The sequence below is a fragment of the Sphingomonas sp. SP2 genome, from assembly GCF_058313385.1.
In genome coordinates, this window is the sequence record NZ_JBZFLD010000002.1 from 384,506 (window position 1) to 397,453 (window position 12,948).

At 67.8% G+C, this 12,948-nt stretch carries 14 protein-coding genes and 2 tRNA genes; 6 read left to right on the plus strand and 10 right to left on the minus strand.

Annotated features, from left to right (window positions below):
• Window positions 1-57 precede the first annotated feature (57 nt).
• From AC4GYU_RS12535 to tkt, 3 genes are all read right to left on the minus strand, one after another.
• Window positions 58-1,260, minus strand: coding sequence for a phosphoglycerate kinase (locus AC4GYU_RS12535; protein WP_491087287.1), 1,203 nt, complete (start codon window positions 1,258-1,260; stop codon window positions 58-60).
• Between the two features lie 105 nt (window positions 1,261-1,365).
• Window positions 1,366-2,373, minus strand: a complete 1,008-nt coding sequence (gap, locus tag AC4GYU_RS12540; RefSeq protein ID WP_491087288.1) for a type I glyceraldehyde-3-phosphate dehydrogenase — start codon at window positions 2,371-2,373, stop codon at window positions 1,366-1,368.
• Window positions 2,370-4,343 carry a transketolase gene (gene tkt / locus AC4GYU_RS12545; protein ID WP_491087289.1) on the minus strand — a complete coding sequence of 658 codons (1,974 nt, stop codon included), beginning with the start codon at window positions 4,341-4,343 and terminating at the stop codon, window positions 2,370-2,372. Before tkt ends, gap begins: the two co-directional genes overlap by 4 nt.
• Before the next feature lie 136 nt (window positions 4,344-4,479).
• On the opposite strand from tkt, the gene AC4GYU_RS12550 reads away from it, so the two are divergent.
• From AC4GYU_RS12550 to AC4GYU_RS12570, 5 genes are all read left to right on the plus strand, one after another.
• Window positions 4,480-4,653 (plus strand): hypothetical protein, encoded by a 174-nt coding sequence (locus AC4GYU_RS12550; protein ID WP_491087290.1) that lies wholly within the window; start codon window positions 4,480-4,482, stop codon window positions 4,651-4,653.
• Between the two features lies 1 nt (window position 4,654).
• A complete protein-coding gene (locus tag AC4GYU_RS12555; protein WP_491087291.1) occupies window positions 4,655-4,978 on the plus strand; it encodes a cell division protein ZapA in 324 nt (107 codons plus the stop codon).
• 154 nt (window positions 4,979-5,132) lie between these two features.
• Entirely contained in the window at window positions 5,133-5,720 is a 588-nt protein-coding gene (locus AC4GYU_RS12560; RefSeq protein ID WP_491087292.1) for a 5-formyltetrahydrofolate cyclo-ligase, read from the plus strand.
• Window positions 5,720-5,953 carry a DUF2842 domain-containing protein gene (locus AC4GYU_RS12565; protein ID WP_491087293.1) on the plus strand — a complete coding sequence of 78 codons (234 nt, stop codon included), beginning with the start codon at window positions 5,720-5,722 and terminating at the stop codon, window positions 5,951-5,953. The genes AC4GYU_RS12560 and AC4GYU_RS12565 overlap by 1 nt, the downstream gene beginning before the upstream one ends.
• A gap of 37 nt (window positions 5,954-5,990) precedes the next feature.
• The gene (locus tag AC4GYU_RS12570; RefSeq protein WP_491087294.1) at window positions 5,991-7,169 is read left to right on the plus strand and encodes a cell wall hydrolase; all 1,179 of its coding nucleotides are present in this window, start codon (window positions 5,991-5,993) and stop codon (window positions 7,167-7,169) included.
• A 74-nt stretch (window positions 7,170-7,243) separates the two neighbouring features.
• Here AC4GYU_RS12570 and AC4GYU_RS12575 read toward each other — a convergent pair.
• From AC4GYU_RS12575 to AC4GYU_RS12590, 4 genes are all read right to left on the minus strand, one after another.
• Window positions 7,244-7,320: transfer RNA gene (locus tag AC4GYU_RS12575), tRNA-Asp, on the minus strand.
• A 45-nt stretch (window positions 7,321-7,365) separates the two neighbouring features.
• Window positions 7,366-8,568 (minus strand): AI-2E family transporter, encoded by a 1,203-nt coding sequence (locus tag AC4GYU_RS12580; protein WP_491087295.1) that lies wholly within the window; start codon window positions 8,566-8,568, stop codon window positions 7,366-7,368.
• Window positions 8,569-8,582: 14 nt separating this feature from the next.
• Window positions 8,583-8,951, minus strand: a complete 369-nt coding sequence (locus tag AC4GYU_RS12585) for an Mpo1-like protein (protein WP_491087296.1) — start codon at window positions 8,949-8,951, stop codon at window positions 8,583-8,585.
• A 10-nt stretch (window positions 8,952-8,961) separates the two neighbouring features.
• A complete protein-coding gene (locus AC4GYU_RS12590; protein WP_491087297.1) occupies window positions 8,962-10,242 on the minus strand; it encodes a cation:proton antiporter in 1,281 nt (426 codons plus the stop codon).
• Window positions 10,243-10,367: 125 nt separating this feature from the next.
• Here AC4GYU_RS12590 and AC4GYU_RS12595 point away from each other — a divergent pair, with 125 nt between their 5' ends.
• Window positions 10,368-11,198 carry an aldo/keto reductase gene (locus AC4GYU_RS12595; protein WP_491087298.1) on the plus strand — a complete coding sequence of 277 codons (831 nt, stop codon included), beginning with the start codon at window positions 10,368-10,370 and terminating at the stop codon, window positions 11,196-11,198.
• A gap of 4 nt (window positions 11,199-11,202) precedes the next feature.
• On the opposite strand, the gene AC4GYU_RS12600 is transcribed toward AC4GYU_RS12595, so the two are convergent.
• From AC4GYU_RS12600 to AC4GYU_RS12610, 3 genes are all read right to left on the minus strand, one after another.
• Window positions 11,203-11,874, minus strand: coding sequence for a hypothetical protein (locus tag AC4GYU_RS12600; protein WP_491087299.1), 672 nt, complete (start codon window positions 11,872-11,874; stop codon window positions 11,203-11,205).
• 142 nt (window positions 11,875-12,016) lie between these two features.
• Window positions 12,017-12,799 carry a hypothetical protein gene (locus AC4GYU_RS12605; RefSeq protein ID WP_491087300.1) on the minus strand — a complete coding sequence of 261 codons (783 nt, stop codon included), beginning with the start codon at window positions 12,797-12,799 and terminating at the stop codon, window positions 12,017-12,019.
• Between the two features lie 33 nt (window positions 12,800-12,832).
• Window positions 12,833-12,916 (minus strand) — tRNA-Leu (locus tag AC4GYU_RS12610).
• Between the last annotated feature and the right edge of the window lie 32 nt (window positions 12,917-12,948).

Genomic DNA, 12,948 nt, shown 5'->3' on the forward strand with positions numbered 1-12,948 from the left:
CCATCTGCATACGTATGCGGCGGGCTCTAACGGCGGGTCATGGCCGGCGCAACCGGGCTAGCGCTGGAGCGCTGCCACCCCCGGCAGGGTCCGGCCTTCCATCCACTCGAGGAAGGCCCCGCCCGCGGTCGAGACGAAGGTGAAGTCCCCCGCCACCCCGGCGTGGTTGAGCGCGGCCACGGTATCGCCGCCGCCCGCGACCGAGATCAGGCTCCCGTCCTGCGTCAGCGCCGCCGCCGTCCGCGCCAGCGCGACCGTCGCCGCGTCGAACGGCTCGGTCTCGAACGCGCCGAGCGGCCCGTTCCAGACGAGGGTCCGGCAGGTCTTCAGCGCATCGGCCAGCGCCTCGACCGCCGAGGGACCGACGTCGAGGATCATCTCGTCGGCCGCCACCTCATGGACGTTGCAGGTGCGAAGGCTCGGCGGGTTGGCCGCAAATTCCTTGGCGACGACCACGTCATAGGGAAGGTGGACGGTGCAATTGGCCTGATCGGCCCGCTCGAGGATCGCCTCGGCCTCGCCCGTCAGGTCATGCTCGCACAGCGACTTGCCGACATCGACCCCGCGCGCCGCAAGGAAGGTGTTGGCCATGCCGCCGCCGATGATCAGATGATCGACCTTGCTGACGAGGTGGCCGAGCACGGCGAGCTTGGTCGAGACCTTGGCCCCGCCGACGACTGCCGCGACCGGACGCTCGGGACTGCCCAGCGCCGCCTCGAGCGCCTTCAGTTCCTTCTCCATCGCGCGGCCCGCAAAGGCCGGGAGGAGATGCGCGACGCCCTCGGTCGAGCTGTGCGCCCGGTGCGCCGCGGAGAAGGCATCGTTGACATAATAGTCGCCGAGCGCCGCGATCCCGCGGCTGAGCTCGGGATCGTTCTTTTCCTCGCCCACGTGGAAGCGGGTGTTCTCGAGAACGCCGATCGACCCCGGAGTCATGGTCGAGATGGCCCGCGCCGCCTCGGGACCCGCGCAATTCTCGATGAAGCGGACCGACCGTCCGGCAAGGTCGGTCAGCGGCTTCACCAGCAGCGCCGTCGACATGTCCGGCCGGACCTGCCCCTTGGGCCGCCCGAAGTGGCTCAGCAGCAGCACGATCGCCCCCCGGTCGGCGAGCTCGAGGATGGTCGGCAGCGCCGACTGCAGCCGCGTCGCATCGCTGACCGCCCCGTCCTGCATCGGCACGTTGAGGTCGACCCGGACAAGCACGCGCTTGCCCTGGAGGTCGGAGGGGAGGTCATCGAGGGTGCGGAACTGGCTCATCGTCGTCCTTCTCCCCTCCCGCTCGCGGGAGGGGCCGGGGGAGGGAGTTTCGAGGAGGAACAGGCCCTCCCCTGCCCCCTCCCGCACGCGGGAGGGGAAGTGGCTTCAGCCCAGCTTGGCCATGGCGCAGGCCGTGTCGACCATGCGGTTCGAGAAGCCCCACTCGTTGTCGTACCAGCTGACGACGCGAACCAGCTTGCCCTCGAGCACGGCGGTCTCGAGGCTGTCGACGGTCGAGCTCGCCGGCGAGTGGTTGAGGTCGATCGAGACGAGCGGCTCGTCCGAATATGCGAGAATGCCCTTCAGCGGCCCGCTCTCCGACGCCGCCTTGAGGAGGCCGTTCACCTCGTCCAGCGACGTGTCGCGGGCGGGGGTGAAGGTGAGGTCGACGAGGCTGACGTTCGGGGTCGGCACGCGCACGGCCGAGCCGTCGAGCTTGCCCTTCAGCTCGGGCAGCACCTCGCCGACCGCGCGGGCGGCGCCCGTGGTGGTCGGGATGATGCTCATGCCCGCGGCGCGGGCGCGGCGCAGGTCGCTGTGGATCTGGTCGAGGATCTTCTGGTCGTTGGTGTAGGCGTGGATGGTAGTCATCAGGCCGCGCTCGATTCCGATCGCGTCGTTGAGCACCTTGGCGACCGGCGCGAGGCAGTTGGTGGTGCACGAGGCGTTGGAGACGATCTTGTGCTCGGGCGTCAGCTTGTCGTGGTTGACGCCATAGACGACCGTGAGGTCCGCGCCCTTGGCCGGAGCCGAGATGAGCACGCGCTTGGCGCCCGCCTGGAGGTGCTTCTCGCCGCCTTCCTTGCTGGTGAAGAAGCCGGTGCACTCGAGCGCGATGTCGACCCCATGCTCCTTGTGCGGCAGGTTGGCGGGGTCGCGCTCGGCGGTGACCGCGATGCGCTTGCCGTTGATGACGATATCGCTGCCTTCGGCCTTCACCTCGCCCGGGAAACGCCCATGGACGCTGTCGCGGCTGAACAGCCAGGCGTTCGACTTGGCATCGGCAAGGTCGTTGATCGCGACCAGCTCGAGCCCGCAGTCGGGACGCTCGAGGATGGCGCGGGCGACGAGACGGCCGATTCGACCGAACCCGTTGATGGCAACTTTGGTCATGCTTGGAGAGCCTCCGTAATCTTGGCGGTAATCTTCTCGGCCGTCAGGCCGAAATGGTCGTAGAGATCCTTAGCCGGCGCGCTGGCGCCGAAGCCGTCGAGCCCGAAGCGCAGGCCCTTGACCATGGTCAGCCGTTCCCAGCCGAAGGTCGTCCCGGCCTCGATCGAGACGCGGAGCACCTGTTCGGGATCGGCGTCGGGAAGGACGGACTGACGATAGGCCGCGTCCTGTGCCTCGAACCGGCGCCAGTTGGGTAGCGACACCACGCGGGCCGCAATCCCCTGCCCGTCGAGCCGCTCGGCGGTGTCGAGCGCAATTTCGACTTCCGAGCCGGTCGCCATCAGCACGACCTTGGGATCGGCCGCCTCGCGGACGACATAGCCGCCGCGCGCGGTCAGATTCTCGCTCGCCGCCTCGGTCCGGATCGGGCGAAGGTTCTGCCGCGACAGGCAGAGCACGCTTGGCCCGTCCTGCTTCAGCGCCTCGGCCCAGCATTCCGCGGTCTCCACCGCGTCCGCCGGACGCCACACCTCGAGGTTGGGAATCATCCGCAGGCTCTGGATATGCTCCACCGGCTGGTGGGTGGGGCCGTCCTCGCCGAGCCCGATCGAATCATGGGTCATCACGTAGATGACCCGCGCATTCTGGAGCGCCGACAGGCGGATCGCAGCGCGGCAATAATCGGAAAAGACGAGGAAGGTCCCGCCATAGGGAATGACGCCGCCGTGCAGCGCCATGCCGTTCATCGCCGCGGCCATCCCGAATTCGCGGATGCCATAATAGACGTAGCGGCCCGAATAATCCTCGGCCGTGAGGGGCCCGGTCGACTTGGTCTTCGTGTTGTTCGAGCCCGTGAGGTCGGCCGAACCACCGATCGTCGCCGGAACCGCGGTGTTGATCACCTCCAGCGCCATTTCCGACGCCTTGCGGGTCGCGACCGTCGGCGGGCTCTTCAGCAATTCCTCGAGATAGGGCGTCAGCCAGCGCTCGTCGGCCTCGCCGGCCATGCGCTTGCGGAAGTCGTCGGCCTTGCCGCTCCTCGCCAGTCGCGCTTCCCACGCGGCCTTCTCGCCCGCGCAGCGCTGCCCGGCCTTGGCCCAGGCCTCGCGAACGTCGGCAGGGATGGTGAATTCCTGCGGATCGAGCCCGAGTTCCTTGCGCGCGGCCTCGACCTCGGCCTTGCCCAGCGCCGCGCCATGCGTTGCCGACGTGCCCTGCTTGTTGGGCGCGCCATAGCCAATGATCGTCTTGCAGCGGATCAGGCTCGGCCGCGGATCGGCATTGGCCTTCTCGATCGCCTGCGCGACCTTGCCCGCGTCGAGCCCGTCGCATTCGATCGTGTGCCAGCCGCTTGCCGCGTGCCGCGCCATCACGTCCTCGGACCGGCTGAGGTCGGTCGAACCGTCGATGGTGATCTTGTTGTCGTCCCACAGGACGATCAGCCGGCCGAGCTTCAGGTGCCCGGCCAGCCCGACCGCCTCGTGGTTGATGCCTTCCATCAGGCAGCCGTCACCGGCGATCACATAAGTGCGATGGTCGACCAGCTCGTCGCCGTAGATGGCATTGAGGTGGCGCTCGGCGATCGCCATGCCGACCGCGGTCGCGAGCCCTTGGCCGAGCGGGCCGGTGGTGGTCTCGACGCCGGGAAGCTCGAAATTCTCGGGGTGACCGGCGCAGGGGCTGCCGAGCTTGCGGAAGTTGCGGATCTCGTCGAGCGTCGGATGCGCATAGCCGGTCAGGTGCAACAGCGCGTAGATCAGCATCGAGCCATGGCCGGCCGACAGGACGAAGCGGTCGCGGTCGGGCCAGTGCGGGTCCGCCGGATCGTGCTTCAGCACCTTGGTGAATAGGGCTGTCGCCGCATCCGCCATTCCCATCGGCATGCCGGGGTGGCCGGAATTGGCGGCCTCTACCGCGTCCATGGCCAAGGCCCTGATGGCATTGGCGAGACGGCGCTGGGTCGGCTGCATCGGGGCTCCGCTGTTCGTGACGGCACCGCACCGGAATCGGCAGCACCGATAGTGCGGCCCCTTTGGGCGGTGAGCCGTTGAGCGTCAACACCTGCCACCGCTTGTTATGGAGCCGCGGGAGGCATAGGTCAGCTGCATGACACAAGAGGCACTGGAAACGGCGTTGACCCGCGCCGAGCGGGCACTGGCACGGGTCGAGCGCGTGGCCGAGCAGGTCGGTCGCCGCGGCGACAATGAGGAACGGCTCCGGGCCAAGGTCCGGGCCGCCATTGCCGAGCTCGACGACATCATCCGCAAGGTGGAAGCCTGAGATGGCCGAAGTCGACATCAGCATCGCCGGTCGCAGCTACCGGGTCGCCTGCCGCGACGGCGAGGAGCAGAACCTCCGCCACGCCGCCGAAATGGTCGATGCCAAGGGCCGCGAGGCACTGGCCGGGCTCGGTGCCCTGTCGGAGAGCCGCACCCTCCTGTTCGCCTCGCTTCTCCTGGCCGACCAGCTGATCGAGAAGCGCGGCAGCGCCACCCCGCCGCCGACCATGCCGCCCGATCCGCAAGTGGTCCGCCGGGTCGATGCGCTGGCCGAGCGCCTGGAACGCCTCGCCGGTCATCTTGAGAATGAGGTCGCGAGCGCCTAAGTTCGCTGGCGACGGGCTCTGCCTGGCACGAGCTTTTCGAAATCCCTGAGGCTATTCCCGATCCTTGGGGGCTGTCCCTGGCCGGGCCCTGGTCCGGCACATATGGTCCCCACCTGACGTTAAAGGCGTCAGAGGATTACAGAGCAACGACCTCATGGTGGACCCGTCACCCTCCCCCCTCCTCGACAAGCAGTCGCTGCGCGCCGATCTCCGTGCCCGCCGCAAGGCCTATGCGCAGAGCCTTGCCCCCGACACCCGGATCGCGCTCGAGGACAGCCTTGCGAACGCGCTCGAACCCCTGCTGTTCGCGGCCCGGATCATCGCCGCCTACCAGCCGATGCGCGATGAGATCAGCCCTCTTGCCGCGCTTGCGCGGGCCGAAGCCCTCGGCCGGTCCGCCGCCCTCCCCGCCTTCGCCGAGCGCGATTCCCGGATGACCTTCCGCACCGGCGCCGCGACCGAGCCCGGCCCGTGGGGATTGCTCCAGCCTCCGCTCGACCATGAACCGGTCGAGCCCGACCTTGTGCTCGTGCCTCTCGTCGCCTGCGACCGGGCCGGCAATCGCCTCGGCATGGGCCAGGGCCATTATGACCGTGCGCTAGCCGCGCTTCGCCCCCATGCCCGCGTCGTCGGCATCGGCTGGGACTTCCAGCTGCTCGATCTGCCCCTTCCCGCCGATCCGTGGGATCAGCCGCTCGACGCCTTCGCCTCCCCCGCCGGACTCCAGGAGTTTGCCCGCTAATGCAGGAACAAGAGCCCCGCCCTCGCCCGACCGCGGGCGCGTTCATGATCATCGGCGTGATCATCGTCTGGGCAGCGTTGATCGCCTCCCTGTCGGACATCGTCAGCCGCTGGCCAGCCCTGGTTCAGCTGCCTTTCTATATTGCGGCGGGCATCATCTGGGTGCTTCCGCTGAAGCCCATCCTGCGCTGGAGCGAGACCGGGCGCTGGCGGAGTGGCCCTCCCCGACCTTGAAATTCCGGACTGCTTTAGCTAACTATTACACCTGCTCATGACTTCCCTGGCTCTCCCGCAAGCCCGGCCGGCGACGGCCCGACAGGCCTTGGAACTGCTGCGCGCCTATCCGCGCGAGTCGGCTGGCGGCGGCTTGCTGTTGCTTGCCGCGGTGGCTTCGATCGCCGCGGTCGCCAATCCGAGCGGCGCCATTCCCGTCGACCAGCGCGCCGCCTCGGCCAGGGCCGCGCCGACGGTCCAGGACATGACCCCTTTTGCGGTGCGTCAGCTCGCCCCCGAGGAAGCGCTTCGTCTCAATGCCGCGGTGCCGCTGGCGGGCGGTCCCAATCCCGCCGCCGCGCCCTTCTTCCTCAAGACCGACAGCAAGACCTATGCGCGGGCGCTCGAGTGCCTGACGCAGGCCGTCTATTACGAAGCCGCGCGCGAGCCTGACGAAGGTCAGCGCGGGGTCGCGCAGGTCGTCCTCAACCGCGTCCGCCACCCGGCCTATCCGGCCAGCGTCTGCGGCGTGGTCTACCAGGGCGCCGAACGACCGACCGGCTGCCAGTTCAGCTTCACCTGCGACGGCGCGCTCGCGAACGCGCCGATGCGGGTCTACTGGGATCGCGCCCGCCGGGTCGCCGACGAAGCCCTCAAGGGCTATGTCGCGGCCTCGGTCGGCAATGCGACCCATTACCATGCCAATTACGTGCTGCCTTACTGGGCTCCGACGCTGACCAAGAATGCGGTTCTTGGTGCGCACATCTTCTATCGCTGGTCGGGTGGCTGGGGCCAGCCCGCCGCCTTCACCCAGAAGTGGGCGAAGCGCGAAGCCGATCCCAAGGGCCTGCGCCTCGCCGCGCTCGCCGCCGAGGCGCGCTATGCCGCGCTGAAGCCGAGCGAGACGGAAACGCCCGCGCTCGTCGCCCAGGCCCGCCAGGAGCTTCCGCTCGAGCTTGCCAAGCTGGTCGAGGCCGAGATCGGCCCCCAGGGCCAGAGCCGCGTCAGCCTGCGCATCAATGCTCCTCGTCACGACGAGGCGACCCGCGCCGCCGCGCAGACGGCCGAGCGCAATCTCATCGGGTCAGCCTCGACCGATCTCAAGTGGGGCCTGACCGGCGCCACCGCCGATGCCGCGGACCAGGCCCCGCTCGGCAAGAAGGCACCCGAACCGGCCGCCGCAGCCGCCGCTGGCGGCGCGTCGGCGGGTGCCGCTGCCGGGGCGACCGGCCTCTAATCCTGAGCTTTTGAAGTGCAAGCGGTGGGGCAGCCCTCTCGGCTGCCGCGCCCTTCATCATCATCTGTGAGAAGTGGCGCGAGTGACGGGGCTCGAACCCGCGACCTCCGGCGTGACAGGCCGGCGCTCTAACCAACTGAGCTACACCCGCTTGGGTGAGCGGCCAACTAGGGGAGGCTCCCCGCCCCGTCAACGGTCAATTTGGCCTTGACGCTTTCCCTGGCGAAACTTCTTCGCTCTCCTCCTCATCTTCATCTTCGCCCGCATGGGTCAGCGTGCCATGCTCGAACAGGAAGCCGGCGATGTCCGGCGTCCCCGCCGCGGCGAAGACCGTCTTGAGGATGATCAGCAGCGGGATCGCCAGCAGCGCCCCGGTCGTGCCCCACACCCAGGCCCAGAAACTCAGGGAGATGAGGATCAGCAGCGGATTGATCCGCACCCTCTTCCCGACCACCAGCGGCGTGATCGCATTCGCCTCGACCATGTGGAAGCCGATGAAGATCAATGGCGGCAGCAGCGCCGTCCAGACGTCGGTGAAGCTGATCAGCCCGCCCAGCGCCAGCAACAGCGCCGATGCGATCGGACCGAGATAGGGGATGTAGTTCAGCACCGCGACGATGCCGCCCCACATCAGGGGCGAATCCATTCCCATCCACCACAGGATGACCGCCATCAGCCCGCCGAGGCTGACGTTGATGAGGGTGATCGTGCCAAGATAGGTCGACGTGGCGGTGACCATCTGCTGAATCACCCGCGCGGTCGTCAGCGCTCCCTCGAAGCTCCCCCGGCTGGTGATCGTCTGCTTGCGCATGCTGGTCCAGCCGGACAGGAAGAAGAAGATCAGCAACAGCGCGAAGAAGAGCTGGATCAGCGCATGCGGCGCCGAGCTCGTCAGCAGGTCGAGCATGCTGTTGGGGGTCTCGAGCTGCACCGTCCGCGTGCCCCCCGTCTCGCTCGGTAACTGGCGCAGGATCCGGTCCACGAACCGCTCGAGATTCTGGTAGAGATCGAGCAATGGCTCGAGCGCCGTCCGCACCCGGGAAATGCGCTCGGGCAGCAGCGCCACCCAGTCGATCGCCGGAATGACGATCGACAGCAGAGCGAAGGCCATCACCGCGAGGAAAATGAGGACGCAGAAGAAGCCCGACAGCGCCGACGGCAGCCCACGCCGCTCGAACCATTCGAGCAGCGGCACCAGCGCGATGGCGATGACCAGCGCGGCGGTAACCGGAAGGAAGAATTCGGCTCCCGCCCGGAGCGCGAAGGGAAGCGCGAAGACGAGGCCGATGCCCGCGATCAGCGTCAGCGAGGCAAGCAGCCGGTCACGCTTGATCGTGATATGCTCGGCGAGGACCGCCGCATCTTCTTCGTGGTCCTGGCGGTGAGCGGGCGCGTCCATGCCGCTCATCCTAGTCAGCGCCGCCCCGCTCCGCCAGCGTCCCGCGCGTCATTGCCGACGCCCGCGGCCGCGAGGTGCGGGCCAAGCCGCCCGGTCACCGCGAGGAAGAACATCCGAAAGTCGCTGGCGAGGCTCCACCAGGGATAAGTGAAGGTCGCGGGCCGGTTCTTCTCGACGAAGAAATGCGCGAACCAGGCAAAGCCGTAGCCCGCGAGCGGCATCGCCAGCGCCCACCAGCCATTTCCCGTAACGAAAAGCGCCACCGCGGCGGCGATCACGATCGCGGTGCCGACATAATGGAGCGCACGGGTCCGCCGGCCCGAATGCTCGCGCAGATAGTAAGGCCAGAATTCCGCGAAGGTCTTGCAGGTTCGTTCCGCCATGGAAGGGAGCCTAACGGGCCGCGCCCTCCCCTTCAATCGCGGCCTTCGCCTCCCCATCGCCGCCCTCGCCCGTCACCCGTTCCAGCGCGATCCCGGCGGTCAGGCCATGGACCAGGGTCGACAGGAGGATGGTGCAGGCGATGATCGCCCACAGCTCATATTCGTTGGTCAGCTTCACATGATGCCCGGCGTAGGCGAGATAATAGATCGAGCCGATGCCGCGCACGCCATAGAAGGCGACCACCGCCCGCTCCCGGCCGCGAAGCTTCGTCCCCAGCAGCGACAGCCAGGCCGAGGCCGGACGGATGACCAGGATCAGCGCCGCTGCGATGCCGAGGCTCGACCAGCCCATGTGCGGCCACAACACCGGCAGCGCCGCGCCCAGCGCGACGAGCAGCAAAGCGGTCAGCGCATGTTCGAGCGACTCGCTGAAGTCATGAAGCCGCTTGTGGAAGTCGTGCTGCGTTTCCGATCGGCGGAGCGTCAGGCCCGCGACGAAGCTTGCAATGAAGCCATAGCCCTCGACCAGCTCGGTCGCGCCATAAGCGAGCAAGACGCCGGCAAAGGCGATGACCCCGCTCTCGGTTCGTGACAGCGCATTCTCGCGCGGCCAGTCGAACAGCAATTTACCGAGCAGCCACCCGACCGCCGCTCCCGACAGCCCCCCGACCGCGACGCGATAGAGCATGTCGCGCGCGAGCCATTCGCCGGCCAGCCCGAGGCTGAGGCCGCCCGCCGTGGCGACGAGGATTCCAAGGTGGACAAAGGGAAAGGCGAGCCCGTCGTTTAGGCCCGCCTCCGTCGTCAGCGTATAGCGCACCGGATGCTCGCCGCCTTCGCTCGGCCGCCCGACCTGCACGTCGCCCGCAAGCACCGGATCGGTCGGCGCCAGGATGGCGCCTAGCAACAATGCTCCGGCGAAGGTCAGGCCCGCGACCATCCACCCGAACAACGCCAGCGCCGCGATACAGAGCGGCATCGCGATTCCTAGCAGGCGCAGCGTCGGCACCCATTGCGCGCTTTTCGCCAGACGGTCGATCCGGAGGCCCGTTCCGAATAGTCCGACGATGACGCACAGCTCGGCCATGATCTCCCACCCGCGCGGGGTCGCGACCGGATCGAGCGCCTCGCGAATCGCCGGAAAGGGCAGGAAGGCGACCAGCCCGAGGAGGATCAGCAGCGCCGACGCCGCAGGCTCCCGTCCCGACACGAAGCGTGGCAGCCAGTACGCCAGCAGGATCGCGAGCCCGATCCCGGCCAGCGCGATATGGTAGGTTTCAAATCCGAACATGTCCGCGCTCAATGCACGGCAGCCCCCCTCGGGTGCGAGATGGCCGTTCGGCCTGCAATGTCGGCGATGCGACCGTCGCGCCCCGGGCGCGTTGAGGCGACATCGAATCAGCCGAGGAACATGCCGTGAAGACTGTCGCCCTGCCGTCCGGAGAAGAGGTTCCCATGCTCGGCCAGGGGACGTGGATGATGGGCGAGCGGGCCGATCGTCGTGCCGACGAGGTCGCTGCCCTCCAGGCCGGGGCCGACCTCGGCATGACGCTCATCGACACTGCCGAAATGTATGGCGACGGTGCGGCCGAGGAATTGATCGGCGAGGCGCTCGGCCATCGCCGCGACGAGCTGTTCATCGTCAGCAAGGCCTATCCGCAAAATGCCTCGCACGGCCGGCTCGCCCGGGCCTGCGAGGCGAGCCTCGCCCGTCTCGGCACCGATCGCATCGACCTCTACCTTCTCCACTGGCGCGGATCGGTGCCACTCGAGGAGACGGTAGAGGCGATGGCGGCGCTAAAGCAGGCGGGCAATATCCGCTACTGGGGCGTCAGCAACCTCGACACCGACGACATGGAGGAGCTCGTCGACGTCGGCGGCGGCGCCTGCGCGACCGACCAGATCCTTTACAACCTCACCCGCCGCGGGCCAGAGCATGACCTGCTGCCGTGGCTTGCCGCGCAGACGATTCCGGCGATGGCCTACAGCCCGGTCGAGCAGGGGCGGCTCCTCGACCATCCCGATCTCGTCACGCTGGCAGAGCAGATCGGCGCGACCCCGGCTCAGCTCGGCCTTGCCTGGACGATGCGCAGCGGGAAGGTCATCGCCATTCCGAAGGCCGGTTCGGTCGAGCATGTCCGCGACAATCGCGCGGCTGCCGACCTTCAGCTTTCGGACGACGATCTCGCCGCGCTCGACCGCATCTTCCCGCCCCCTCGCGGACCGACGCCGCTTGAGATGCTCTGACCGGTCAGTCGACGAACATGATGGCGACGGCGAGAAAAGCGAGAACGCTGATCAGCATGATGATCGCCGCGTCCAGCAGCGACCGTGCCAGCGACTGGTCCAGCTCCCGCTGCAGCCATGCCGTCTGCACCACCCCGTAGAAGAGAATGGTCGCCCCCTGCATCGTCCAGCCCGCGAGCCGTACCGGACCGGCATAATGGACCGCGCAGACCGTGCCCACGCCCATCAGCAGCGCAAATGGCGCGACCAGATAGCATTGGGCGTAGAAGGGGGGCTTCAGCGTGTCGCGATCGACCGGCCGGTCGCTTCGGTGCACCTTCCACGAGGCGGCAGCGACGGCGAAAATGCCGAACAGGAAGATCCGCAACAGCAGCAGGGTCGTATTGTCGTTGACGAGAGCCGACATGCCGCGCTTGCTGGCGACGATCGGGTTGGTGCCCTCGATGGAAATGCTGAGTGCCTGGCTGACGAGGATCGCCAGGATCAGCATCACCGGCGGGCTGACCGTGCCGCGATATTGCTGGCTTTCCTCGAGCGTCAGCTGGTCTTCCGCATAACGTAGCGTCGCCAGCGGCCGCGTCAGGATCCGCCACAGGGTAACGGGAAAGAAGACGAGCCAGCTCATGAGCTCGTAAAGGAGATCGTCCAGCGTATTCAGCCACTGGACGAAGTTCATGCGTCGGCCTCCCCTGACCGCCGATTCGACATCGGCCCAGCAAGGATTAGCAAAGCGGAACAGGCATTTCGACCCGATCGGCCCAAGGCAAGGCTGGACGCCATGGCTCCCAGGGATCGCCCTCGCTTCGCACCGAAGCTGCTCAAGCCTCGCCGCGATCCTGACGCTCCCGCGGCCCGCGGCGGATGAGCAGGATGATGATCGCGCCCACCGGAATGGTCGCCGAGAAGCGCCACGTATCGCCTGCGAAGAGGAGCTGCTGGAAACCGACCGGCAGCAGCGACAGGTAGATTGGCGCGAACAACAGGCGTCCGCTCGGCCACAGGATCGACAGCAGGCCGATCCCGGGGAGGCAGGCGAGCGTCGCCAGCCAGCGCCGCCGGAACCTGCCGCTGCGCCAGACGCGCACGATCGCCGCCATCGACACCGTCAGCGCGGTCAGCGGAAGCAGCATGACCAGGGCGAGGAGCACCGGCGAGGCGGACGGGCCAGTTGTTTTCCTGGCCTCGTCCAGCGTCTTGCCGAGCTTCATGACATTGACGTCGCTGATCTCGGGCCGGGCGCCCTTCCTGCTGATCGTCAGGGTGAGGAGTACCGAGGCGCTGCCTTGATCGAGTGAATAGGTGAGGTTGTTGCGCGCCCCCATCGTTCCGCGCTCGGCGCGGAAGCCGACTAGTCGCGGGGCCACATCGGGGACATCGTCGGCGACCCGGCGAAAGCCGCCTTCCTGCAGCCGGATCCCGGGCGGAATGGCGAGCGATCCAGCCTCGACCGTCCGCGCGCGCTTCAGGGTGGCAAAGAACTGCCCTGCCAGCGCCTGGTCCTCCGGGGGCGCGAAGCGGGCGGGATCGGGACTGCACGCCGCGATCAGCGCGGCAAGGCAGGCGATCAGCAAGTGTCGGACGACGCTACCCCGATGCGGCATATACGCTCCGCTTTCTTCACGCGCGTGAAGCGATGGTGCCCCCGGTCCGACTCGAACGGACACGTCTCTCGACAACCGATTTTGAGTCGGTCGCGTCTACCATTCCGCCACGGGGGCCCGCCGCCTCCCTAGGACAGAGCCAGGGAAGC

Excerpts from the sequence above, each read along its gene's own strand:
- AC4GYU_RS12535 (WP_491087287.1), bottom strand. The coding sequence starts at position 1,260 with ATGAGCCAGTTCCGCACCCTCGATGACCTCCCCTCCGACCTCCAGGGC.
- gap (WP_491087288.1), bottom strand. The coding sequence starts at position 2,373 with ATGACCAAAGTTGCCATCAACGGGTTCGGTCGAATCGGCCGTCTCGTC.
- tkt (WP_491087289.1), bottom strand. The coding sequence starts at position 4,343 with ATGCAGCCGACCCAGCGCCGTCTCGCCAATGCCATCAGGGCCTTGGCC.
- AC4GYU_RS12550 (WP_491087290.1), top strand. The coding sequence starts at position 4,480 with ATGACACAAGAGGCACTGGAAACGGCGTTGACCCGCGCCGAGCGGGCA.
- AC4GYU_RS12555 (WP_491087291.1), top strand. The coding sequence starts at position 4,655 with ATGGCCGAAGTCGACATCAGCATCGCCGGTCGCAGCTACCGGGTCGCC.
- AC4GYU_RS12560 (WP_491087292.1), top strand. The coding sequence starts at position 5,133 with ATGGTGGACCCGTCACCCTCCCCCCTCCTCGACAAGCAGTCGCTGCGC.
- AC4GYU_RS12565 (WP_491087293.1), top strand. The coding sequence starts at position 5,720 with ATGCAGGAACAAGAGCCCCGCCCTCGCCCGACCGCGGGCGCGTTCATG.
- AC4GYU_RS12570 (WP_491087294.1), top strand. The coding sequence starts at position 5,991 with ATGACTTCCCTGGCTCTCCCGCAAGCCCGGCCGGCGACGGCCCGACAG.
- AC4GYU_RS12580 (WP_491087295.1), bottom strand. The coding sequence starts at position 8,568 with ATGGACGCGCCCGCTCACCGCCAGGACCACGAAGAAGATGCGGCGGTC.
- AC4GYU_RS12585 (WP_491087296.1), bottom strand. The coding sequence starts at position 8,951 with ATGGCGGAACGAACCTGCAAGACCTTCGCGGAATTCTGGCCTTACTAT.
- AC4GYU_RS12590 (WP_491087297.1), bottom strand. The coding sequence starts at position 10,242 with ATGTTCGGATTTGAAACCTACCATATCGCGCTGGCCGGGATCGGGCTC.
- AC4GYU_RS12600 (WP_491087299.1), bottom strand. The coding sequence starts at position 11,874 with ATGAACTTCGTCCAGTGGCTGAATACGCTGGACGATCTCCTTTACGAG.
- AC4GYU_RS12605 (WP_491087300.1), bottom strand. The coding sequence starts at position 12,799 with ATGCCGCATCGGGGTAGCGTCGTCCGACACTTGCTGATCGCCTGCCTT.